Origin of the sequence: Pseudomonas sp. CDFA 610 (genome assembly GCF_021147865.1) — a bacterium.
GTDB lineage: Bacteria > Pseudomonadota > Gammaproteobacteria > Pseudomonadales > Pseudomonadaceae > Aquipseudomonas > Aquipseudomonas alliivorans.
This window is the reverse complement of record NZ_JAGTPM010000013.1, coordinates 66,756-88,278: the sequence shown is the minus strand read 5'-3', so window position 1 is coordinate 88,278 and position 21,523 is coordinate 66,756. Positions and strand designations below refer to the sequence as shown.

General features: G+C 60.0%; 22 protein-coding genes and 2 pseudogenes. 11 read left to right on the top strand and 13 right to left on the bottom strand.

The annotated features are described in order from the left end of the window. Nucleotides 1-96: 96 nt before the first annotated feature. The 4 genes from KDX39_RS23045 (at nucleotide 97) to KDX39_RS23030 (ending at nucleotide 3,284) form a co-directional block, all read left to right on the top strand. Nucleotides 97-744, top strand: coding sequence for a DedA family protein (locus tag KDX39_RS23045; protein ID WP_231661906.1), 648 nt, complete (start codon nucleotides 97-99; stop codon nucleotides 742-744). A gap of 3 nt (nucleotides 745-747) precedes the next feature. Beyond that, nucleotides 748-1,557, top strand: a complete 810-nt coding sequence (locus KDX39_RS23040) for a zinc-dependent peptidase (RefSeq protein ID WP_231661905.1) — start codon at nucleotides 748-750, stop codon at nucleotides 1,555-1,557. A 120-nt stretch (nucleotides 1,558-1,677) separates the two neighbouring features. After that, the gene (ppa, locus tag KDX39_RS23035; protein WP_184323538.1) at nucleotides 1,678-2,205 is read left to right on the top strand and encodes an inorganic diphosphatase; all 528 of its coding nucleotides are present in this window, start codon (nucleotides 1,678-1,680) and stop codon (nucleotides 2,203-2,205) included. A gap of 341 nt (nucleotides 2,206-2,546) precedes the next feature. Continuing rightward, nucleotides 2,547-3,284, top strand: coding sequence for a LexA family transcriptional regulator (locus KDX39_RS23030; RefSeq protein ID WP_099227117.1), 738 nt, complete (start codon nucleotides 2,547-2,549; stop codon nucleotides 3,282-3,284). Between the two features lie 336 nt (nucleotides 3,285-3,620). Here the strand turns inward: KDX39_RS23030 and KDX39_RS26695 are convergent. The 4 genes and pseudogenes from KDX39_RS26695 to KDX39_RS23015 all read right to left on the bottom strand — a co-directional run. After that, nucleotides 3,621-3,836, bottom strand: a pseudogene (locus KDX39_RS26695) (Rid family hydrolase); the annotation flags it as partial. Between the two features lie 218 nt (nucleotides 3,837-4,054). After that, nucleotides 4,055-4,411, bottom strand: a pseudogene (locus tag KDX39_RS23025) (IS66 family transposase); the annotation flags it as partial. A gap of 77 nt (nucleotides 4,412-4,488) precedes the next feature. Further along, nucleotides 4,489-5,352 carry an alpha/beta hydrolase gene (locus KDX39_RS23020; protein ID WP_231661904.1) on the bottom strand — a complete coding sequence of 288 codons (864 nt, stop codon included), beginning with the start codon at nucleotides 5,350-5,352 and terminating at the stop codon, nucleotides 4,489-4,491. After that, a complete protein-coding gene (locus tag KDX39_RS23015; protein ID WP_231661986.1) occupies nucleotides 5,352-7,592 on the bottom strand; it encodes an autotransporter family protein in 2,241 nt (746 codons plus the stop codon). The genes KDX39_RS23020 and KDX39_RS23015 overlap by 1 nt, the downstream gene beginning before the upstream one ends. Before the next feature lie 387 nt (nucleotides 7,593-7,979). Between KDX39_RS23015 and yghU the strand changes: the two genes are divergently transcribed. From yghU to dxs, 5 genes are all read left to right on the top strand, one after another. Continuing rightward, complete coding sequence (gene yghU, locus KDX39_RS23010) at nucleotides 7,980-8,822, top strand: glutathione-dependent disulfide-bond oxidoreductase (protein WP_231661903.1); 843 nt, start codon at nucleotides 7,980-7,982, stop codon at nucleotides 8,820-8,822. Nucleotides 8,823-8,939: 117 nt separating this feature from the next. Next, complete coding sequence (metC, locus tag KDX39_RS23005; RefSeq protein ID WP_231661902.1) at nucleotides 8,940-10,106, top strand: cystathionine beta-lyase; 1,167 nt, start codon at nucleotides 8,940-8,942, stop codon at nucleotides 10,104-10,106. A gap of 126 nt (nucleotides 10,107-10,232) precedes the next feature. Next, nucleotides 10,233-10,478, top strand: coding sequence for an exodeoxyribonuclease VII small subunit (locus KDX39_RS23000; protein ID WP_004883751.1), 246 nt, complete (start codon nucleotides 10,233-10,235; stop codon nucleotides 10,476-10,478). Next, complete coding sequence (locus KDX39_RS22995; RefSeq protein WP_231661901.1) at nucleotides 10,475-11,362, top strand: polyprenyl synthetase family protein; 888 nt, start codon at nucleotides 10,475-10,477, stop codon at nucleotides 11,360-11,362. Before KDX39_RS23000 ends, KDX39_RS22995 begins: the two co-directional genes overlap by 4 nt. A 156-nt stretch (nucleotides 11,363-11,518) precedes the next feature. After that, on the top strand, nucleotides 11,519-13,414 hold the full coding sequence (dxs, locus tag KDX39_RS22990) for a 1-deoxy-D-xylulose-5-phosphate synthase (RefSeq protein ID WP_231661900.1): 1,896 nt from the start codon (nucleotides 11,519-11,521) through the stop codon (nucleotides 13,412-13,414). 121 nt (nucleotides 13,415-13,535) lie between these two features. On the opposite strand, the gene KDX39_RS22985 is transcribed toward dxs, so the two are convergent. The 9 genes from KDX39_RS22985 to nrdR all read right to left on the bottom strand — a co-directional run bounded on the left by KDX39_RS22985 (nucleotide 13,536) and on the right by nrdR (nucleotide 20,231). Next, entirely contained in the window at nucleotides 13,536-13,955 is a 420-nt protein-coding gene (locus KDX39_RS22985; protein WP_099227123.1) for an MFS transporter, read from the bottom strand. Next, a complete protein-coding gene (gene ribA / locus KDX39_RS22980) occupies nucleotides 13,952-14,569 on the bottom strand; it encodes a GTP cyclohydrolase II (RefSeq protein ID WP_231661899.1) in 618 nt (205 codons plus the stop codon). Before ribA ends, KDX39_RS22985 begins: the two co-directional genes overlap by 4 nt. A 150-nt stretch (nucleotides 14,570-14,719) precedes the next feature. Further along, on the bottom strand, nucleotides 14,720-15,685 hold the full coding sequence (gene thiL / locus KDX39_RS22975) for a thiamine-phosphate kinase (protein WP_231661898.1): 966 nt from the start codon (nucleotides 15,683-15,685) through the stop codon (nucleotides 14,720-14,722). 16 nt (nucleotides 15,686-15,701) lie between these two features. Further along, nucleotides 15,702-16,199 carry a transcription antitermination factor NusB gene (nusB, locus tag KDX39_RS22970; protein ID WP_004883745.1) on the bottom strand — a complete coding sequence of 166 codons (498 nt, stop codon included), beginning with the start codon at nucleotides 16,197-16,199 and terminating at the stop codon, nucleotides 15,702-15,704. Continuing rightward, on the bottom strand, nucleotides 16,196-16,672 hold the full coding sequence (ribH, locus tag KDX39_RS22965; protein ID WP_002555427.1) for a 6,7-dimethyl-8-ribityllumazine synthase: 477 nt from the start codon (nucleotides 16,670-16,672) through the stop codon (nucleotides 16,196-16,198). Before ribH ends, nusB begins: the two co-directional genes overlap by 4 nt. A 129-nt stretch (nucleotides 16,673-16,801) precedes the next feature. Beyond that, a complete protein-coding gene (ribBA, locus tag KDX39_RS22960) occupies nucleotides 16,802-17,893 on the bottom strand; it encodes a bifunctional 3,4-dihydroxy-2-butanone-4-phosphate synthase/GTP cyclohydrolase II (RefSeq protein ID WP_025995567.1) in 1,092 nt (363 codons plus the stop codon). Between the two features lie 21 nt (nucleotides 17,894-17,914). Continuing rightward, nucleotides 17,915-18,577, bottom strand: coding sequence for a riboflavin synthase (locus KDX39_RS22955; RefSeq protein WP_025995568.1), 663 nt, complete (start codon nucleotides 18,575-18,577; stop codon nucleotides 17,915-17,917). A 47-nt stretch (nucleotides 18,578-18,624) separates the two neighbouring features. Further along, on the bottom strand, nucleotides 18,625-19,770 hold the full coding sequence (gene ribD / locus KDX39_RS22950; protein ID WP_231661897.1) for a bifunctional diaminohydroxyphosphoribosylaminopyrimidine deaminase/5-amino-6-(5-phosphoribosylamino)uracil reductase RibD: 1,146 nt from the start codon (nucleotides 19,768-19,770) through the stop codon (nucleotides 18,625-18,627). Next, nucleotides 19,767-20,231 (bottom strand): transcriptional regulator NrdR, encoded by a 465-nt coding sequence (nrdR, locus tag KDX39_RS22945; RefSeq protein WP_073172839.1) that lies wholly within the window; start codon nucleotides 20,229-20,231, stop codon nucleotides 19,767-19,769. The genes ribD and nrdR overlap by 4 nt, the downstream gene beginning before the upstream one ends. Nucleotides 20,232-20,410: 179 nt before the next feature. On the opposite strand from nrdR, the gene KDX39_RS22940 reads away from it, so the two are divergent. Both KDX39_RS22940 and KDX39_RS22935 read left to right on the top strand, forming a co-directional pair. Then, nucleotides 20,411-20,860, top strand: a complete 450-nt coding sequence (locus tag KDX39_RS22940; RefSeq protein ID WP_231661896.1) for a YbaY family lipoprotein — start codon at nucleotides 20,411-20,413, stop codon at nucleotides 20,858-20,860. Further along, the gene (locus KDX39_RS22935; protein WP_231661895.1) at nucleotides 20,857-21,513 is read left to right on the top strand and encodes a class I SAM-dependent methyltransferase; all 657 of its coding nucleotides are present in this window, start codon (nucleotides 20,857-20,859) and stop codon (nucleotides 21,511-21,513) included. Before KDX39_RS22940 ends, KDX39_RS22935 begins: the two co-directional genes overlap by 4 nt. The last annotated feature ends 10 nt before the right edge of the window (nucleotides 21,514-21,523 follow it).

The following is a 21,523-nucleotide window of genomic DNA, read 5'->3' as shown; positions in this document are numbered from 1 at the left end:
CCCTGCCTGCATTCTCCTTCTATAATGCCGCGCACACTGCACACGTAGTTTCTTCCGCATGCGACCCGGCTCAGGGTTCTCGCCTCAGGTGCTTCAATGGAATTCAACCCGCTCGACCTCATCCTGCATCTCGATGTTTACCTCGACATGCTGGTGACCAACTACGGCACGTGGATTTACGCGATTCTGTTCCTGGTGATTTTCTGCGAGACCGGCCTGGTGATCATGCCGTTCCTGCCGGGCGATTCCTTGCTGTTCATAGCAGGTGCCGTAGCAGCAGGCGGCGGCATGGACCCGGTTCTGCTCGCCGGACTGTTAATGCTGGCGGCGATACTGGGCGACAGCACCAACTACATCATCGGCCGCACAGCCGGTGAAAAGCTGTTCAGCAACTCAAAATCGAAGATTTTCCGTCGCGACTACCTGCTGCGGACTCAGGTTTTCTACGAGCGTCACGGTGGCAAGACCGTCACGCTCGCACGTTTTCTGCCGATCATTCGCACCTTTGCGCCCTTCGTGGCGGGCGTCGGCCGCATGTCGTACCCGCGCTTTGTGGGCTTCAGCGTGCTGGGCTCGGTGCTGTGGGTGGGCAGTCTGGTCACGCTGGGCTTCTTCTTCGGCAACGTACCGTTCATCAAGCAGAACCTGACGTTCCTGGTGCTGGCAATCATTGCGCTCTCCCTGCTGCCGATGATCATCGGCGTCGTGCGCAGCCGCACAGGCCGCTCCGTCGACGTCAGCTGACCCATGTGGTCATTCAGCAACTGGCGCAGGCAGCGCACGCTGGCGAAGAATCCGGTTCCCGCTGAGCTGTGGCAAACCGTCCGCCAGCACCTGCCGATCCTCGATGGCCTGAGCGCCGAACAGGAAGCCCAGTTGCGCGATGCCTGCGTGCTGTTTCTGCACGACAAACACCTGACCGCGCTGCCGGGTGTGGAACTGGACGATGAACACCGGCTGTTTCTCGCCGCACAGGCGCAACTGCCGCTGCTGAACCTTGGCGATCTGAACTGGTATCAGGGCTTTCACGAGATCGTGCTTTACCCTGACGACTTCGTCAGCCCACAGCGGCATCGCGACGCCAGCGGCATTGAACACGAATGGGATGGCGAACACAGCGGCGAGGCCTGGCTGCAAGGGCCGGTCATTCTCGCCTGGCCGGGTGTGTTATCGAGCGGTGACTGGGACGCCTACAATCTGGTGATCCACGAACTGGCACACAAGCTCGACATGCTCAACGGGGATGCCAACGGCCTGCCTCCGCTGCACAGCGACATGCGCATCACCGAGTGGGCCAGCGCCATGCAGAGCGCCTTCGACGACCTCAACCGCCAGCTCGACCTGAACCCCGACGCGGAAACCGCTATCGACCCCTATGCGGCGCAGGATCCGGCCGAATTCTTTGCCGTTACCAGCGAATACTTCTTCAGCGCCCCTGACCTGCTGCACGCCAGCTACCCCGATGTGTACCAACAGCTCAAAGCCTTCTACCGTCAGGACACCCTGGCGCGACTGCTTGCGTTGCAGACACAGGACCCCGCCTACAAGGCCCACTGACTGATCACACCATCGCCAAACCCCGTGCATGGCAACGAAAACAGAATATGCCTATAATCCGGACCACTTTTTGGCGGTTCGCGCCAAAATCTGTCTGGTCAACTACGGGGGCAAAGCCCAATGAGCTACAGCAAGATTCCGGCGGGCAAAGACCTTCCGAACGACATCTACGTCGCGATCGAAATCCCGGCCAACCACGCGCCGATCAAGTACGAAATCGACAAAGACTCCGATTGCCTGTTCGTTGATCGTTTCATGGCCACCCCAATGTTTTACCCAGCCAACTATGGCTTCATTCCCAACACCCTGGCGGATGACGGCGACCCCCTCGACGTGCTGGTCGTGACCCCGTACCCGGTATCCCCAGGTTCGGTCATTCGCGCACGTCCGGTCGGCATCCTGCACATGACCGACGACGGCGGCGGTGATGCCAAAGTCATCGCAGTCCCGCACGACAAGCTGTCCCAGCTGTATGTCGACGTCAAGGAATACACCGACCTGCCAGCCCTGCTGCTTGAGCAGATCAAGCACTTCTTCGAGAACTACAAGGATCTCGAAAAAGGCAAATGGGTCAAGATCGAAGGCTGGGGCGACGCAGAAGCCGCACGCGCTGAAATCACCAAATCGGTTGCAGCCTTCAAAGGCTGATTGACGGTTTGCTGTGTCGAGACACCTGCGTTGCGGGTGTCTTGGCATAGACACAAGCAACAAACTCCCCTCGTAACACCCCCCTCTGCCACAGACTTTTTTTCAAAAATCGCGTTTAAAAATGCGTTTAACCATTCGCCAACAATAAACATTCCAGCAAACCCCGCACAGCCGGCCTGAATAAATCCCTCAGCGTTTATCAAAAATCCGGCGATTACGGAACATGCCTACACGACAAACATCCCGTCTGTAATACCTCTCGCCACGCACCCCCAGCGACAACGCCGACATCAACACCTCGTTCATTTAAACGCCCTGATCGCGCCAGTAAACTCGGCCCCATGAATACATCAGGCGATCGACTCCGCATTCTTCTCAAAGAGTGCCACCTCACTGCGACTGATTTTGCTGCCAACCGCAAGATCACGCCGCAACATGTCAATAACTGGTTCAAGCGCGGCGTCCCGATGGCGCGCATTGACGAGGTGGCTGAACTATTAACCGTTAACGCCCGCTGGCTGCGCACCGGCGAAGGCCCCAAACACCCGACCGACTCCGCCAATGAAAACAATGGCGGCGACACTCGACTGATCGTCCATCAGGATCAAGGAAGAAACATGCTGCGTGGAGACGTGGAAATTCAGATATTCAAGGAAATCGAATCCACCCATGGCGTCAGCAAAACCGTCCTGGCCGAAGCCCCCGGACAAAAAATCCGCCTGCCTTTGCAGGTTCTGCAAACCATGGGCATCGATCCCAAGAACTGCCTGTGCGTCGCCATGGTCGGCAACAGCATGGCTGACAAGATTCAGGACGGCTCGATCCTGGGCGTGGACCGCGAACTTACGCAAGTGATAGACGGCGAAATCTATGCCCTCGAACACGGCGGCATTCTGCGCGTGCGCTACCTCTACCGCCTGCCTAACGGCGGCCTGCGCCTGCGCAGCCACAACGATGCCGAGTACCCTGACGAAATTTTCAGCGCCGAAGACATCGAAGATGAACGCATCCGCATCCTGGGCTGGATCTTCTGGTGGTCCACCCTCAACAGCCGACGCAACGCGATGCTGCTGTTCTGACATTGGCGTCATGACACATCAAGACTGGGCATCGGCGGCAAACATCAGTATGCTGTCCGCCATCCAAAGCATCGCCGCCCCGCAGCGATGCCACAGCAGGGCAGATGACACATCTGCCCTGCTCTCTTATCAGCATTCCTTGCGAATGCACCTTTTGCAGGCGATTGCGGTTTACCAAAAATAGACCAAGATTGCCCACGAGAAGCCGGCCACAAGCCGGCTTTTTAACGCCTGCTGAAAGCCGGATGGCCTGCAAGAAACTCCATCATCAAAGACTCTAGCCCGTAAGCGTCTCGGGGTTACACGTAGTCGGACGCTCAGCGGTGTGATCATGAGCTAGTGCGCGGCGGCGGGGGCAGGACTACCTGACTGCTTTCGTATGGCAGTTACTGTGATTTCAATCAGAACACGCCCCTCCAAAGCTACCCCCAGGCAAGCACGCTGAGGCCAGTTTTGCGGGTTGGCACCGATCCAATCACACCATACTTCGTCCATCACGGGCTTATCTGCCATTCTTGCGATGTAAACCTGCGCACTGACAATACTTTGCTTGTCTGACCCCGCTCCTTAAGATTCCCTTCAATGACCTCGAGCGCCTGACGAGTCTGGTCAGCAATATTTTGCGAGGTGTCCGTGGCGGTGGCTACCGTCCAGACTAAATCTCTGTAAGCACTGGACCGATTTCTACCTTGATAAGCACCGCGAACTCTAGTTATGTCACTTGGAGTCATGCTCGTTCCTTATTTCTTGGCTTTCTTAATTTAGGGTGCTCAACAGATCGTCGGATCGCATCCATTATTTGGCAGCAATTCACTAATCTTGCTCGATTTTTGTGTAGGTAGCCAGGACAGCACATCCTTCAAGGATGCATACGGATCATGCCCATTCATGCACGCAGACTGGATCAAGCTCATGATCGCCGCTGCTTGTGTGCCGCTGCGCAGCGACCCAGCAAACAACCCGTTGGAGCGCCCAAGTGCCCACGGGCTGATCTGGTTTTCGACATGGTCGTTGTCGATAGGCACAGCTACGTCGTCCAGGTAACGGGTCAGCGCTACCCAGCGTTTAAGGCTGCAATCCGGGGCTTTAGCCGTTTCTGATCCGTTGGACAGCAGATCACGCTGACAGCCCTGACCGCTATGACTGAAGCCTGTCGGTAACCGCACGTCCGTCCGCATCTGAAAGTAGCCCGATACGTCAGCCACTAATCCGCACACTCACCCGCCCGTTCAAGATCCCGGTCTCTCCAGAGCCTCCAGACGTTGTCCCACCCGGCCTCATGACTCACGCCCTCAACCACGACCAATCGATTACACACGCCACTGCGCAACCGCTCGCGATACGTTTGCGCCAGCGCCGTCGGAACGACATGATCCAGCGTCCCTGAAAAATGCCGCTGAGGGATGCCGGCCAACCGACGCTGGTAATCCAGAGGATCAAGCGAGCCTGCAAGAGGTGTCAGATTGTGAGTGTGTGCCCATAACCGTGGGCTTAGGTTGCCTGCGAGCGTCTGGACTTGGGTCACGTCATCGCGCTGAGCAGCCAGCAACAGCGCCAGAGCGCCCCCACCGGAGTAACCGACCAGTTCGAACGACTGATTGCCGTAACGCTGTTTCAGAAGGTCGAGTGCGTGACTGAGGCTGGTAACGATTTCCTGCGAGAAACGTCGATCTGTCCAGAGCGCTGTCTTGCAGTCAGGCGAGGTGGCGAACTGGCAGGGTCGTGCGAGGTAGGCGTTGGGTGTCGGGTCGTCGATTGCGAGGCGCGGCACCAGTAATTTTCGGGGGCTGGGGTCGAGGCTGGGTTGGGTCGCGCTGGCCCAGGCGTGACCGTCACCTTCGAGGTAAACGCGCAGACGCCTCGCAGGCTGGACACCCGTCGGTAGCAGCGCAGCCAGCGCAAACGGCTGGCCGGGCAGGATTTGCAGTTGTCGACCGCTCTGATCAGCCAGCTGTTGCAGCGCCTGACGTGGCGATTGGCAGCCTGCGATGAGGGCGCTGACCAGCAGCGCCATCAACGTCTGAAGGCAAACGCCCCAGCGGTGAGGGCTGGGGCGCAGGTGGATCATCAGAAGTCGTAACGCACTTTTGCCGAGAACACGTCGGCATCGAAATCCGACTTGCCGATGTAGTCGTAATTCAAGCCTAAGGTGATCGCGCCCAGTTTGTAGTCCGCACCTATGCCTGCCTCGTAGCTGTCACGTACCGCCTTGGCACCGCTGGTCACGAACGGCGTACTGCCCAGCAGGAAGGTCGATGTGCTCTTGGCCTCGTCGGCGGCGAAATCGTGATACGCCATCAGCCTGGCTTGCGGCTCCAGCGTGCCGGCGCCGAGAACGAAGCTGCCCGCTACGCGCACACCCGCGCCCAGTTCGATAGCCTCGTAGCGTTGATCTTCGACCTTCAACGCAGCCGACGAGTTTTTCTCGCGATAGCCGTCGATGTTCACCTGGCTGTAACGCGCGGCCAGTCGTGGCTCGATCAGTGTTTGCGGGGTGACATGGTAGGTGTAGCCGCCCACCAGATTCAGCCCCAACAGGTCGCTGTCATAGTCCGATTTGGCACGAGTACCGACGATGCTGCGCTTGCCCTGGTTGTCGTTGAGGCCATAGGTCAGGCTCGCATCGACGAAGTAGTTACCCAGCTCGAAACCGCTGTACAGGGTGAACGCATGGCTATCGACTTCGGTCTTGTTGCCGCTTTTGCCATTCACGTCGGTATTGATGAAGCTGTACGCCAGACCCAAAGTCAGGTTTTCGTTCAGCTTGCCGTCTGCACCAACCGCAACACCGTGGCTATAAGCGTTGTAGCCCGCCACACCATCGCGCTGGCCTTGAGTGGCGTCGCTGTAGAGAGACTGGACCCATACGCCCGCTTCCTTGAAGCCCTCACCCGAAGACGCACCGCGTATCGAGCTGGTACGGCTACCGGTGACGCCGCTGATCAGACTCTGACTGGTGGTCGCGGCACGGGTTGCGCCGCCGTTGATTTCCGGTGTCAGTTGCGAAGCCAGCTTCGCCACTTGAGCTTCATCAGCGTTCAACAGGGCTTGTTTGAACGGATCGCTATCGTTCATTTTGCCAATAATGCTGTCATCGACGAGCTTGACCAGTGTTTTCTGGCTGTTGGTCGAACCACCATTGTCTGTGACGATCTGGGCAACCTGTTCCCTGCCTTTGGCCGTCACCACAGCCACCACTTGAGTGCCGCTAACGGTGTAACTGTCAACGTTGAGCAGCGCCGATGTGCTGACGACATCGAGCTTGCCGTTCGGATCGACCTTCGTGCCATCGTTGGCAAGCAGATCAATTCGGCCTGCTTCGAGCAGTTTGTAGGTGGTGCCCGTGGCGTTGAAATCCTCTCCCTTGGCGGCCAGTCTGATCTGGGCACCTGGCTCGAACTGAGCGACGTCGGTGACTCTCAGCACGGCAGTATTCACGTTGGTGGCACTGCTGAGATTCAGGGCCAGCGCAGCGTTGCCCGCGACGTTAAGGCTGCCATTGATGCTGGTGTGCGGAGCTTCCAGAGTAAAGGTCGTCGCCGGGCTGCCCGTGTCGCCTACGAGGATGAAACCATCCTTTTTCAGACGGATGTTGTAGCCGTCGGTGCTGGTATTGGTCGCTGTGAAGGACGTGTCACCTTCCAGTTCAATGTTACTCAGGTCTATCAGGTTGCCGACGACGACGCTGCCCTTGCGCAGGATCAGCTCGACCGGACGGTTACTTGCCGACGCATCGATGGCCTTATCGGCAGAAATGATCGAGCCGTTGTTGAAGATATTGAAGTCGCCTCGTTCGATAAACCACGGCTGGGCGTTTGGCAAGTTGAAGCGAGTATTACCGATTGCAATGGCGGTACCCTGCCCGCGTATAGTCCCGTCGTTGGTCAGGTGTGTCGTGTGGCCGGTGAAGCTGGCGCCGTCGATCCGCACACCTTCAGCGTTCTCGCCTGTAGCGACGATGGTGCCCTGGTTGCTGAAATAGCCAAGTTCTGCAAACGCACCTGAGTTGCTGGTGGTCAGGTCAATGCCGGTTGCGCCCTTGCCGGACACCTCGATCTGGCCACGGTTGAACAGGCTGCCGACGATCTTTCCGCCTTCTACGCTGACACCCTTTACCCCTTCGCCGCTGCTCGTGATCGCGGTGGTGAGGATCAGGTCCTTGTCGACTTTCGAGCCGTTGAGACCGACGATATTCTGTAAACCGCTTCCGCTGTAACTTCCGGTCATGTCGAGGTTGCCCGTGTGAGTCTGGCCCTGGCTTTTGAAGCCGGCATTGGTCAGCTGGACGGTTTCGGCGAATGCGGGCATCGCGTAAGCAGCCACCGAGAGGGCAAGCAGTGTTTTGCGGAGTACTGGGATCACAGATCATTCCTTTAACAGCGTATTGGACAAGCTTCCGTGCGTAGTGGGACCTGACTGTAATAGCGGGTGGCGCGCAGAAGAGCGCGGCGAGGATACAGAAACGCCATCACAGTGGCACCACTTATTTGACGTCATAAAAACGGCAACAGCCTGTACGCGAGACCGCGAATAAATAAAATAAATTACGTCATCCGCGAGTTGTGCAGCAATCTGCTGCACAACAGCACGCCCTTGCAGACAGAGATGTCTGGAATCGAACGCCTAATACCATTTTCAACTCATACCTTCAGCATCAACGATGACTTCCTCACACCCTTCAATGAGGCCTACTGCATGACTGACACTCCCTACACACCGCCCAAGGTCTGGCAGCACGAAGCCGCGTCAGGCGGCACCTTTGCCAGCATCAATCGTCCCACCGCCGGCCCTACGCACGACAAGGAACTGCCGGTCGGCAAGCATCCGTTGCAGCTTTATTCGCTGGCCACGCCGAACGGCGTCAAGGTCACGGTCATGCTGGAAGAACTGCTGGAGCTGGGTCACAGCGGCGCGGAATACGATGCATGGCTGATCAAGATATCCGAGGGTGATCAGTTCTCGAACGGGTTTGTCGGGGTCAATCCGAATTCGAAGATCCCTGCGCTGCTGGATCGCAGTCACGACACGCCAGTGCGTGTGTTCGAGTCCGGGTCGATTCTGCTGTACCTCGCGGAGAAGTTTTCCAGCTTCCTGCCTGCCGATCCTGCCGGGCGGACCGAGACGCTTAACTGGCTGTTCTGGCAGATGGGTGCAGCGCCTTATCTGGGCGGCGGTTTCGGGCATTTCTACGCTTACGCGCCTGAGAAGCTGGAGTACCCGATCAACCGTTTCGCGATGGAAACCAAGCGTCAGCTGGACGTGCTGAACCGTCGCCTCGGAGAAAGCCGCTATCTGGCAGGCGACACTTACACCATCGCCGACATCGCCGTCTGGCCCTGGTATGGCGCGCTGGTGCAGAACAAGGTGTATTCAGCGGCTGAATTCCTGTCGGTGCACGAATACCCGAACCTGATTCGCTGGACCGAAGAAATCGCGGCGCGGCCTGCCGTGATACGCGGCAAGAAGGTCAACCGCACCTGGGGCGAGGAATCGGAGCAGGTTCCGGAGCGTCATCAGGCATCCGATCTGGACAAATAAGGCGTCACGCGGCGCTGATGCGATGCTTGAGACGGCATGACATCAGTGCCGACACGATGGCCAACATCGCTTAACCTTATGCGCTGTTGATCCGCCATCTGACACCCGGAGTTCCGCATGCCGCACGACAAAGACCCTCGCGCCCACACCGCCCTGTCGCAACGCGGCCGCAGTGCCGGGAGCGGACCGGGGTTGTCGGTCAACCCGCCGGTCGTGCGAATCAGCACGGTCCTGTTCGACAGCCTCGCCAGCCTGCGTGAGGCTGAAGTGCGGACGGCCGGCCCTGAACGCTCCCTGACCTACGGTGCCAATGGCAACCCGACGGCGTTCGCCTTGCAGGATCTGATCAGCGAGCTTGAGAGCGCCCATGGCACCTGCCTGTACCCCACCGGGCTGGCGGCGGTGGCACAGATGTTTCAATCGTTTTTGCGTCCGGGCGATCATGTGCTGATGACCGAGTCGGTCTACGGACCGGTACGGCGTCTGGCGAACACCATGCTGACGGCGTTCGACATCGAATTCGATTATTACGCTGCAAATGGCAGCGACATCGAACCCCTGATCAAACCCAATACGCGTATGGTCTACGCCGAAGTGCCGGGTTCGCTGACCTTCGACATGTGTGACCTGCCTGCGCTCTCGCGACTGTGCAAAGCGAAAAATCTGCTGCTGGCTGTGGACAACTCGTGGGGCTCGGGCGTGTTGTTCAAGCCGCTGGAACTGGGTGCGGACATTTCGCTGATGGCCCTGACCAAGTACGTCGCCGGGCACTCGGACGTGATGATGGGCAGTGTCAGCGTCACCCAAGCCCATTGGAAAACCCTCAAGACCATGAATACCGCAGTTGGCAACACGGTCAGCCCGGACGATGCGTATCTGGTGCTGCGCGGCGCTCGCAGTCTGGCGGCGCGTATGGCGATGCATGAGCGTCATGCCCTGCAGGTTGCACAATGGCTGCTGGAGCAACCGCAGGTGGCGCGTGTGCTTTATCCGGCACTGCCGGATGATCCGGGCCATGCCATCTGGAAGCGGGATTTTCATGGCTGCAACGGTTTGCTCAGTTTCGAATTCAAGACGGCTGATCGTCAGGTGCTCGACCGCTTCGTCGGCGCTCTGAAGCTGTTCGGGATCGGTTATTCGTGGGGCGGCTTCGAAAGCCTTGTCACGGAGATTGAACAGCATGGCCCTGATCGCGGAAACGGCCCGATGCTGCGCCTGCAGATCGGCCTGGAAAGCCCGGACGACCTGATCGCAGACCTGCGGTCCGGTTTCGCGGCAGCCTGACCCCCAGCGACTCGCCTGATGGTGCAACGGCGCTGTCATTCGGTCACCGAACAGGTCACCGTCATTTGCCCCACGGGCGTCGCTCTGCTAGTGTCGCCCGGTTTAATCTCTACCGGAAATGCCCTCATGGCCCGCAAGAAAGCTGCACTGGATTTCGAACAGTCCCTCGCTGATCTGCAAACGCTGGTAGAGCGACTGGAGAATGGCGAGTTGTCACTGGAAGACTCTCTCACCGCCTTCGAACAGGGCGTGCGCCTGACGCGCGACTGTCAGAGCGCTCTGACCGCTGCCGAGCAGAAGGTTCAGGTGCTGCTGGAGCGCGACGGTGAACTGGCCGAAGAGCCTTTCGACGATGCGGAACTGCCTGAATGATTGCGAACTATCAAGCGCAAAGTCAGGCCCGCGTCAACGCGGCGCTTGAAGGTCTGTTCCAAGCCCCAACCCCTGAATTGACCCGCCTCTACGACGCCATGCGCTACAGCGTGATGAATGGCGGCAAACGCGTGCGCCCGTTGCTGGCCTATGCCGCATGTGAGGCACTGGGTGGTGTCGCGGAAGATGCCAATGGCGCGGCCTGCGCGGTCGAACTGATCCATGCCTATTCGCTGGTCCACGATGACCTGCCCGCAATGGACGATGACGATCTGCGTCGCGGCCAGCCCACGACCCACAAAGCGTTCGACGAAGCCTGTGCGATTCTGGCGGGCGATGGTTTGCAAAGCCTGGCCTTTACCGCGCTGCTGGCGCCGCACCTGACCTCGCGTGATGCAGAGACGCGTCTGCAGATGGCCAGCACCCTGGCGACGGCTGCCGGTCCGGCTGGCATGGTGGGTGGTCAGGCGATCGATCTGGGTTCTGTGGGTCTGAAGCTGGATCAGGCTGCACTGGAATACATGCACCGCCACAAGACCGGCGCACTGATAGAAGCCAGTGTCCGGCTTGGCGCACTTGCCAGTGGCCGTGCCGACCAGACACAACTGGATGCGCTTCAGGTATATGCCCGAGCCGTAGGCCTGGCTTTTCAAGTGCAGGACGACATTCTCGACGTGGAAAGTGACACCGCCACCCTCGGCAAACGCCAGGGTGCCGACATTGCCCGTGACAAGCCGACCTACCCGGCCCTGCTGGGGCTTGACGCCGCCAAGGACTACGCCCTGGAGCTGCGCAATCAGGCACTGACTGCACTAGACTTGTTCAGTAACGCAGCAGAACCTCTGCGCGAACTGGCCCGCTACATCGTTGAACGCCGTCACTGATCAGCATTACCGACCATCGAAATCGGGTGAATCAACAGCGCTTCATCCGGTCACAGTCATCAGGTCCGGTCAGCCGGACGCCACTGATGCACTTCATGGGCAGCTTGCGATGCATAAGGTAAACTGCCGCCTCTTTTACTTATAACGATTCGCCTGATGCCCACGACGTTCAAAGAGATTCCCCGCGAGCGCCCGGTTACGCCGTTGCTCGACCGAGCCAATACACCGGATGGCCTGCGCCTTCTGGGTGAAGCCGAGCTGGAAACCCTGGCCGATGAGCTGCGCCTGGAACTGCTCTACACCGTTGGCCAGACCGGAGGGCATTTTGGTGCCGGTCTCGGCGTCATCGAGCTGACCATTGCGCTGCATTACGTATTCGACACGCCGGATGACCGTCTGGTGTGGGATGTGGGCCATCAAGCCTACCCGCACAAGATTCTGACGGGGCGTCGCGCGCGTATGTCCACGCTACGCCAGAAAGACGGTGTGGCGGCATTCCCGCGTCGCAGCGAGAGCGAGTACGACACGTTCGGCGTCGGTCATTCCAGCACCTCGATCAGCGCGGCGCTGGGCATGGCGATTGCCTCGCGCCTGCAGGGCAGCGACCGCAAATCCATCGCCGTGATCGGTGATGGCGCGCTGACGGCCGGCATGGCATTCGAGGCGTTGAACCACGCCCCGGAAGTGGCCGCGAACATGCTGGTCATCCTCAACGACAACGACATGTCGATTTCGCGCAACGTGGGCGGGTTGTCGAATTACCTGGCCAAGATTCTTTCCAGCCGTACGTACGCCAGCATGCGTGAAGGCAGCAAAAAGGTGCTTTCGCGCCTGCCTGGTGCCTGGGAAATCGCCCGTCGCACCGAGGAATACGCCAAGGGCATGCTGGTTCCCGGCACGCTGTTCGAAGAGCTGGGCTGGAACTACATCGGTCCTATCGACGGCCACGACCTGCCGACCCTGATCGCCACACTACGCAACATGCGTGACCTCAAGGGTCCGCAGTTCCTGCATGTGGTCACCAAAAAAGGCAAAGGTTTCGGCCCGGCTGAAGTCGACCCGATCGGCTACCACGCGATCACCAAGCTTGAACCGCTCAATGCGCCTGTCGCGATCCCGAAAAAGGTCAGCGGCCCGAAGTATTCAGGGGTGTTCGGACAATGGCTGTGCGACATGGCTGAAGCCGATTCACGGCTGGTGGGTATTACTCCGGCCATGAAGGAAGGCTCGGACCTCGTCGATTTCAGCGAGCGTTACCCCGAGCGTTATTTCGACGTCGCGATTGCCGAGCAGCACGCTGTGACGCTGGCCGCAGGTATGGCCTGTGAAGGCAGCAAGCCTGTGGTTGCGATCTACTCCACATTCCTGCAACGCGGTTATGACCAGCTGGTGCACGACGTAGCGGTGCAGAACCTTGATGTGCTGTTCGCCATCGACCGTGCCGGTCTGGTGGGTGAAGACGGCCCGACGCATGCGGGTAGTTTCGATCTGTCTTACCTGCGCTGCATCCCCGGCATGGTAGTAATGACGCCGAGCGATGAGAACGAGCTGCGCAAGATGCTCAACACCGGCTACCTGCACAATGGCCCCGCCGCTGTGCGCTACCCGCGTGGAACAGGTCCGAACGCCACGATTGAAAAGGATCTCGAGCCTGTCGAGATCGGCAAGGGCATCGTGCGTCGTCAGGGCCAGGGCGTCGCGATCCTGGTGTTCGGCGTGCAACTGGCTGAAGCCTTGATCGTGGCGCAGAAGCTGGATGCAACGGTCATCGACATGCGCTTCGTCAAACCCCTGGACGAGGCTCTGGTGCGCGAAGCGGCAGCCAATCACGAGCTGTTGGTCACACTCGAAGAAAACGCCATCATGGGCGGCGCGGGCGCGGCGGTCAGTGAGTTCCTGGCGCGGGAAAACATCCTCAAGTCCGTGCTGCACATTGGTTTGCCGGACGTTTACGTCGAACATGCCAAGCCTGCGCAGATGCTGGCCGAGTGCGGGCTCGACGCGCAAGGCATCGAAGCGGCGATCAACCAGCGGCTGACGCTGATTGGCTGATAGACGCGAAAACATTCAAAGCGCTCATTGAGCGCTTTTTTGTGTTTAATGCCGCCCAGGACACTCCGCGTTAACGGGAAGCATGCCCACGCGAAGTGTGGGCACGATCTCCCCACTGCAATCAGCCCAACTGCCGCGGAATCCGGTACAGGTACAGCAATACCACGCTCGAAAACGCCAGCAGACAGACAGGCAAGGGATGCAGACCGAAGAGCACAGCGATGGCGGCTGTCCAGGCGGGGAGCCCGGCGTAGAGGAAGGCCAGACGCCGAACAGCGGCAAGGTGCAGCCAGGCGGCAGGTTCCTGAGGGGTGTCGAGTGCAGTCTGGGTGGTGACCAAAGCCCGCTTGTAAGCCCCGAAAGGCTTGAGGCTGACGAACATCGAGCCGACACCTGCAATGAACAGAGGCATGGCCAGTACGGTCATCATCGGTTCGTTACTGCCGAAAAACAGACAGACGACCAGCAACGGCGCAAGGGTGAGACCGAGCTGGCGCCACCATGCCATCGCCAGTCGCTGGCGAACCTGACTACGCGTCAAACGGGCCCAACCTCGCTCTGGTGCTCGTTGCCCATCATGTGGCCCAGCTTGCCGGCCTTGGTGGCCAGGTAAAGCTTGTTGTGAGGATTCTGGCCGGTGTGCAGCGGCACGCGCTCGGCGACCTTGATACCCATCTCGGTCAGGGCTTTGACCTTGCGCGGATTGTTGGTCATCAGACGCAGCGACTCCACACCCAGATGCTGAAGCATCGGCAGGCAGATCGCGTAATCACGCTGATCAGCTGCAAAACCCAGACGCTCGTTGGCTTCAACGGTGTCGGCGCCGCCGTCCTGCAATTCGTAGGCACGGATCTTGTTCATCAGGCCGATACCACGACCTTCCTGACGCAGGTACAACAGCACACCACGGCCTTCAGTGGCAATGGCGCGCAAGGCCGCCTCAAGCTGGGAACCACAATCGCAACGCTGACTGAACAGGGCGTCGCCGGTCAGGCATTCGGAATGAACACGACCCAGAACGGGGGCGCCATCTGCCACGTCCCCCAGACTCAGGACAACGTGTTCACGCCCGGTTGCCGACTCGATGAAGCCGTGCATGGCAAATTCTGCAAAAGGTGTGGGCAGTTTGGAAGCGGCGACAAATACGACGGGCACCGTGTGCTCCTAATCAGTATGAAGACTGGAAATTCGCAAGATTTGCATTGTAACAGCAGGTTCCTGCAGACGCTTAGGCTGAATTCTCGGGCATTCAGATCGTAAAGTTCGATCAATAGACCCCGAAAGAATCCCGAACGAACCGTACATTCACGGCCCGCTCCGAAAATGCTGGTAGCCACGTATCGACGGCGTGACGTCCTGTCCATCGCCATCTATCAGCGCGACGCCCTGCCCTGCCACGACTCGACCGATGACATGCACCGGCCAGCCGGCATCAAGCAAAGCAGCCAGGCAGCCCGGCGGCAAGGTGAACGCCAGCACGTAATCATCACCGCCGCTGAGGGCCTTCTGCCGAGCGACTTGCGTATCGAAAAGCGCGAGCAGTTCGGCGGACATTGGCAACCTGTCTCGCTCAATCAACAGTCCGACGTCCGATGCGCGGGCGATGTGTCCACAGTCGGCGAGCAGACCGTCGGAGATATCCAACGCGGACGTCGCCTTGCCACGCAACGCCTGACCGAGCGCCAGTTGCGGCTGAGGCGACCAATAGCGCGCCAGCAAAGGCTCTGCAACAGACGGCTCGGCGCTGCACTCACCCAACACCAGCGGCAAGGCTCCGGCGGCGTCACCCAGCGCGCCACCCACACACAGCAGGTCGCCTTCCTGTGCACCGCTGCGGGTCAGCGCAAGCCCCGCAGTTACACCGCCAAACACGGTCAACGTCAGGCTCAACGGTCCACGGGTCGTGTCGCCGCCGATCAGACTCAACGAACACTGCTGCGCCATCCGGCTCAACCCGAAAGCGAACGCTTCGAGCCAGTCGATATCGACGTCCGGCAAGGTCAGGGCCAGGGTGAAGCCGACGGGACGTGCGCCCATGGCCGCCAGATCACTGGCAGACACTGCCAGTGCACGCTGGCCGAGCAGAAAGGGGTCGCAGACTTCGGGGAAATGCACCCCGGCAACCAGAGTGTCGGTGGAGATCGCCATCTGCTCACCGGGCGGCAACGCCAGCAGGGCGCAGTCGTCGCCAATGCCCAGCACCACTTCTTCGCTCGCCTGCGCACAAGGCGCAGCGGCGAAGTAATGACGGATCAGCTCGAACTCTCCCATGAAGGTCAGGCGCTTATTAGCGCTTGTGTGCCTTCACTTCGACTTCACGCAGGCGCGGCGCCAGCTTGTCCAGCACACCGTTGACGAACTTGTGGCCGTCAGTGGAGCCGTAGACTTTTGCCAGCTCGATGCCTTCGTTGATCACGACGCGGTAAGGCACGTCGATGCGCTTGAGCAGTTCGAAGGTGGACAGGCGCAGAACCGCAAGTTCGACCGGATCGAGTTCTTCGATGGTCAGGTCCAGGCAAGGCGACAGGGCGGTGTCAATCTCGGTCTTGTTGGTGGCCACGCCGTGCAGCAACTCACGGAAGTAAGCGCCGTCGACGTTGCTGAAATCGTTGTCGACACGGAACTGTGCCTCGATTTCATTCAACGAATGACCTGCCATGTGCCATTGGTACAGGGCCTGGGTCGCCATCTGACGCGCTTCGCGACGCTTGGCGCTCTTGCCTTTGGCGGCCTCGGGCGACTTGGCATCGCGCGGGTTGAACTGGTCGGTATCGTCGGAAATCACTTGGCCTCCAGCTGCGACAGCAGACTGACCATTTCGATGGCGGACAAGGCGGCTTCAGCGCCCTTGTTGCCCGCCTTGGTGCCGGAACGCTCGATAGCCTGCTCGATCGAATCGACCGTCAGCACGCCGAAGGCAACCGGAACACCGAACTCCATGGAAACCTGAGACAGGCCTTTGACGCACTCACCGGCAACGTATTCGAAGTGCGGGGTGCCGCCACGAATGACCGCGCCCAGCGCGACAATGGCAGCAAACTCGCTGCGTTGCGCAACTTTCTGCACAACCAATGGAATCTCGAAAGCACCCGGCGCACGGATGATGGTGATGTCGCTTTCGCTCACGCCATGGCGTACCAGCGCATCAACGGCACCGCTCACCAGGCTTTCCACGACGAAGCTGTTGAAACGGCCAACCACCAAGGCATAGCGGCCTTGGGGGGCGATGAAGGTACCTTCGATGGTCTTCAAGGTCATTCGGTGAGTCTCGTATTAAAGAGCAAGCCCGCCTGGAGGCGGACTTTGGAGGATTTTAGGCCACGAATCACAACTGTCAGGCCGATGGACACGAAAAACAGGCTTTCGCGCGCATCGACCTGCCGGTATTTATTCGGAGGGCACGTATTCTACAACTTCCAGATCGAAACCGGATATCGCATTGAACTTCATTGGCGAACTCATCAGGCGCATTTTGCGCACGCCGAGGTCACGAAGGATCTGCGAACCTGCACCGACGGTGCTGTAAGTGGTCGGCGTCTTGATCGGTTGTTGCCCGGCCGTTTCGCGGATATGGGCCAGAACCACGTCGCCATCCAGCGGATGGCCCAGCAGCAGAACCACACCGCTGCCAGCCTTGGAGACCGCGCTCATGGCGGCTCTCAGGCTCCAGCGGCCTGGCTGCTTGACCATCAGCAGATCGCGCAGCGGGTCCATGTTGTGCACACGCACCAGGGTCGGTTCTTCAGCGCAGATCTTGCCCAGGGTGAGTGCCAGGTGGACGTCGCCCTCGACCGAATCGCGGTAAGTCACCAGGTTGAAATGCCCCAGTTCGCTGTCCATTGGCTGTTCGGCAATCCGCTGAACGGTACGTTCGTGGATCATCCGATAGTGGATCAGGTCGGCTATGGTGCCGATCTTGATGTCGTGCTCGAGTGCAAATGCCTCAAGTTCCGCACGACGCGACATGGTGCCGTCGTCGTTCATCACTTCGCAGATCAGGCCGCTCGGTTCGAAACCGGCCATGCGTGCAAGGTCGCAGGCGGCTTCGGTATGACCGGCGCGGGCCAGTGTGCCGCCTGCCTGAGCCATCAGCGGGAAGATATGACCGGGGCTGACAATGTCATCGGCCTTGGCATCCTTCGCAGCAGCAGCCTGCACGGTGCGCGCCCGGTCTGCTGCCGAGATGCCGGTGGTCACGCCTTCGGCTGCTTCGATGGAGACCGTGAACTTGGTGCCGAAACCGGAACCGTTGCGCGGCGCCATCAGCGGCAGCTTCAGGGTCTCGCAGCGCTCGCGGGTCATCGGCATGCAAATCAGGCCACGCGCGAAACGGGCCATGAAGTTGATGTGCTCGGGTTTGACGCATTCGGCGGCCATGATCAGGTCGCCTTCGTTCTCGCGGTCTTCGTCATCCATCAGGATGACCATCTTGCCCTGGCGAATGTCTTCTACCAGTTCTTCGATACTGTTGAGCGCCACGCGGCACCCCCTTCAATCAATTCAGGATTTGAGGTAGCCGTTCTCGGCCAGAAAACTTTCGGTGATGGTGCCGTGACCCGGCTCTGCGGCCTTGTCGCCCAGCAGCAGACGCTCCAGATAGCGCGCCAGAAGGTCGACCTCCAGATTGACCTTACGGCCTGGACGGTAGTCGGACATGATGGTCTCGCTCAGCGTATGCGGCACGATGGTCAATTCGAACTCGGCACCGTTGACCGAGTTGACGGTCAGGCTGGTGCCATCGACCGTGATCGAACCCTTATGGGCGATGTACTTGGCCAGCTCACGCGGCGCACGCACGCGGAACTGAATAGCGCGGGCGTTATCTTCACGCGAGACGATCTCGCCCACACCGTCGACGTGGCCGCTGACCAGATGGCCGCCCAGACGCGACGTCGGCGTCAGGGCCTTTTCGAGGTTCACGCGGCTGCCGGCCTTGAGGTCAACGAAGGCGGTGACGGTGAGGGTTTCACGACTGACGTCGGCCCAGAAACCGTCGCCGGGCAGTTCGACGGCAGTCAGGCACACGCCGTTGACCGCGATGCTGTCGCCCAGCTGGACGTCGCTCAGGTCGAGCTTGCCGGTTTCCACATAAACGCGGACATCGCCGCCTTTGGGGGTCAGTGCGCGGATGCTGCCGATGGAAGCGATGATGCCGGTAAACATGAGTCCTCCTGGAGAACAAGGGCTTCGCGTTTGGCGAAAGTCGGGAATTATACGCCGGGTACAGGAACAGGGAGAGCAATGACTCGCCAGTCATTGCCGACGGCGCGCATTTCTACAATGTTCAGTTCCAGTGCTTCGCTCATTTGCGCCAGCGGCAGGTCGAGCAGGGGGCGGGCCGATGAGCCGAGAAACTTGCCAGCGATGAAAATCTGGAATTCGTCGACCAGCCCAAGACGCGTGAACGCACCCGCCAGTCGCGGGCCGGCTTCGACCAGCACTTCGTTGACGCCACGAGCCCCCAGCTCGGTGAGCAATTTGCGCAGGTCCACATGACCGGCGCTGTCAGCCATGGCAACAATTTCATGGCCTTCATCGTGATAACGGCCCCGGGCCGACGCGGCGGCGCAGGTTGCGACCAGGGCGCTACCGGCCTGAAAGAATGGCGCGTCGAGCGGCACGCGCAGGCGGCCGTCGATCAACACCCGTAACGGCGCACGAGCCGCAGCCAGCGCACTCAATTCGGCATTCAACCCCAGTTCGTCCGGGCGCACGGTCAGGCGAGCCTTGTCGGCCAGCACGGTATCGGCACCGGTCAGCACCACACTCGATTGCGCCCGCAGACGCTGGACCGCCGAGCGCGCCTCGGGACCGGTAATCCACTGGCTTTCACCGCTGGCCATGGCCGTCCTGCCGTCCAGACTCATCGCCAGTTTGACTCGCACATAAGGCTGGCCGGTTTCCATGCGTTTGATAAAGCCCTTGTTCAAGGCTTGCGCCTCGGCTTCGAGCACGCCGCACTGAACAGCAATGCCTGCGGTCATCAATCGCAGCAGGCCACGACCGGCGACTTCCGGGTTGGGGTCCTGCATGGAAGCCACGACCCGGGTGATCCCGGCATTGACCAGCGCATCAGCGCAGGGCGGCGTACGCCCATGATGGCTGCAAGGTTCAAGGGTAACGTAGGCGGTTGCGCCTCTGGCCTGTTCGCCAGCCTGACGCAGCGCGTGGACCTCGGCATGAGGCTCGCCAGCAAGGGCATGCCAGCCCTCGCCGACGATCTGCCCTTCCCGCACGATCACGCAACCGACCCGAGGGTTGGGGTGCGTGGAATACAGCCCCTTGCGCGCCAGTTCCAGCGCTCGGGCCATGTAATGAACGTCCAGAGCAGCCTGTTCAGTCAGCAATGCACTCATTCCTTGCCAGGCTCGCGGGCCAGGCGGTCAATTTCTTCACGGAATTCGTTGAGGTCCTGAAAGCGCCGGTAGACCGAGGCGAACCGGATGTAGGCCACTTCGTCGAGCTTCTGCAACTCGGTCATGACCAATTCGCCGACAACGAGGGATTTGACTTCGCGCTCCCCCGTGGCCCGCAGCTTGTGCTTGATGTGCGCCAGCGCCGCTTCGAGGCGTTCGACGCTGACAGGGCGTTTCTCGAGGGCACGCTGCATGCCGGCACGCAGTTTCTCTTCATCGAAGGGCTGACGGCTGCCGTCGGTCTTGATCAGACGCGGCAGGACCAGCTCGGCGGTCTCGAACGTGGTGAAGCGTTCGCCGCAGGCCAGACATTCGCGACGGCGGCGGACTTGTTCGCCTTCGGCGACTAGGCGGGAGTCGATGACTTTGGTGTCATTGGCACCGCAGAAGGGACAGTGCATGGTGGCAGGCAACAAAAGAATGAGGAGCGCCATGGTAGCGCATCCCGCTGGCAAGACAAGGCTTGGGGTTTACGGTATATAGACGCGCAATATCGTGATGTGAAATTGCCCGAGCTCGGTAATACTGCATGTGTATCCGGCGTCGTACAGCCTTTTGTTTTTGTCTTGTGGAGCTTTTGATGACGCTACGCCCCCTTTTTCTGCTCGGACTGTTCGGCTTGCTGGTCGCCTGCAGCAGCAACGACGCACCCGAATCCGTCCCGGCCAAGCCTGTTGCGCCAGCGATCAAGCTTCCCACCGGCCCAGGTCCGCTGCAGCCTTATCAGCGCGAATTGAGCGGTCAATTGCTGGGCGTACCGGCTGGTGCCGAAGTCGAGCTGGCGATGCTGGTGGTCGATGAACGTAATCGCCCGCAAAAACTGCTGACCAGTACCAAGCTTCAAGGCAACGGTCAGTCACTGCCGTTCCAGTTGCGCTTCAACCCGGAAGCCTTTCCAGTGGAGGGTCGTGTCGAATTGCGCGGCCGCGCCAGCCAGTCGGGGCAGTTGATTCTGCATCTGCCGTCGATGCGTATTCAGCAGGCCACCACCCAGGCGCTGGGGCAGTTGCAGTTCGTCAAGGCACCATGACCGCCCCGCTACACCTTCAGCAGGCGCTGTACGAATTGCTCGGCGATGCCCGACTGGTCGTGACGGCGCTGCCGCAGACCACGCTGAAGCTGTGGCTGATCGACGCCGACAACATGGACCGCGCGTTCAGCCCGGAAGAGACTCGACGCATCCTGGAAGAGCCGCCCTACTGGAGCTTCTGCTGGGCGAGCGGTCTGGCGCTGGCGCGCTTTCTGGCTGAGCAACCGCACCGGGTAGAGGGCAAGCGCGTACTGGACTTCGGTGCGGGCTCAGGCGTCGCGGGCATTGCCGCCGCCAAGGCAGGCGCACTGGAAGTGGTGGCCTGCGATCTTGACCCGCTGGCGATTGCTGCGTGCAGAGCCAACGCTGAACTCAACGACGTGCAATTGAACTACTCGACGGACTTCTTCGCCGAGGCCGATCGCTTCGACCTGATTCTGGTCGCCGACGTACTCTATGACCGCGCCAACCTGCCACTGCTTGATCACTTCCTGAGCCGGGGCCGTGAGGCACTGGTGGCCGATTCCAGGGTTCGGGACTTTCAGCATCCGGCTTACCAACGCCTTGGAATGCTGCACGCGCTGACCCTGCCCGATCTGGCCGAGCCGCACGAGTTTCGGGATGTGAGCCTGTATCACGCCGCGCGCTTATAACAGCCCTCTC

What these genes read in the sequence shown, in the direction of transcription:
- KDX39_RS23015 (WP_231661986.1), bottom strand. Translation starts at nt 7,592, where the DNA reads ATGCCCGCATTCGCCGAAACCGTCCAGCTGACCAATGCCGGCTTCAAA.
- thiL (WP_231661898.1), bottom strand. Translation starts at nt 15,685, where the DNA reads ATGGGAGAGTTCGAGCTGATCCGTCATTACTTCGCCGCTGCGCCTTGT.
- KDX39_RS23020 (WP_231661904.1), bottom strand. Translation starts at nt 5,352, where the DNA reads ATGATCCACCTGCGCCCCAGCCCTCACCGCTGGGGCGTTTGCCTTCAG.
- KDX39_RS23045 (WP_231661906.1), top strand. Translation starts at nt 97, where the DNA reads ATGGAATTCAACCCGCTCGACCTCATCCTGCATCTCGATGTTTACCTC.
- ribH (WP_002555427.1), bottom strand. Translation starts at nt 16,672, where the DNA reads ATGACCTTGAAGACCATCGAAGGTACCTTCATCGCCCCCCAAGGCCGC.
- metC (WP_231661902.1), top strand. Translation starts at nt 8,940, where the DNA reads ATGCCGCACGACAAAGACCCTCGCGCCCACACCGCCCTGTCGCAACGC.
- yghU (WP_231661903.1), top strand. Translation starts at nt 7,980, where the DNA reads ATGACTGACACTCCCTACACACCGCCCAAGGTCTGGCAGCACGAAGCC.
- KDX39_RS22935 (WP_231661895.1), top strand. Translation starts at nt 20,857, where the DNA reads ATGACCGCCCCGCTACACCTTCAGCAGGCGCTGTACGAATTGCTCGGC.
- ribD (WP_231661897.1), bottom strand. Translation starts at nt 19,770, where the DNA reads ATGAGTGCATTGCTGACTGAACAGGCTGCTCTGGACGTTCATTACATG.
- KDX39_RS23030 (WP_099227117.1), top strand. Translation starts at nt 2,547, where the DNA reads ATGAATACATCAGGCGATCGACTCCGCATTCTTCTCAAAGAGTGCCAC.
- ppa (WP_184323538.1), top strand. Translation starts at nt 1,678, where the DNA reads ATGAGCTACAGCAAGATTCCGGCGGGCAAAGACCTTCCGAACGACATC.
- nrdR (WP_073172839.1), bottom strand. Translation starts at nt 20,231, where the DNA reads ATGCACTGTCCCTTCTGCGGTGCCAATGACACCAAAGTCATCGACTCC.
- KDX39_RS22940 (WP_231661896.1), top strand. Translation starts at nt 20,411, where the DNA reads ATGACGCTACGCCCCCTTTTTCTGCTCGGACTGTTCGGCTTGCTGGTC.
- KDX39_RS22995 (WP_231661901.1), top strand. Translation starts at nt 10,475, where the DNA reads ATGATTGCGAACTATCAAGCGCAAAGTCAGGCCCGCGTCAACGCGGCG.
- KDX39_RS22955 (WP_025995568.1), bottom strand. Translation starts at nt 18,577, where the DNA reads ATGTTTACCGGCATCATCGCTTCCATCGGCAGCATCCGCGCACTGACC.
- KDX39_RS23000 (WP_004883751.1), top strand. Translation starts at nt 10,233, where the DNA reads ATGGCCCGCAAGAAAGCTGCACTGGATTTCGAACAGTCCCTCGCTGAT.
- dxs (WP_231661900.1), top strand. Translation starts at nt 11,519, where the DNA reads ATGCCCACGACGTTCAAAGAGATTCCCCGCGAGCGCCCGGTTACGCCG.
- KDX39_RS23040 (WP_231661905.1), top strand. Translation starts at nt 748, where the DNA reads ATGTGGTCATTCAGCAACTGGCGCAGGCAGCGCACGCTGGCGAAGAAT.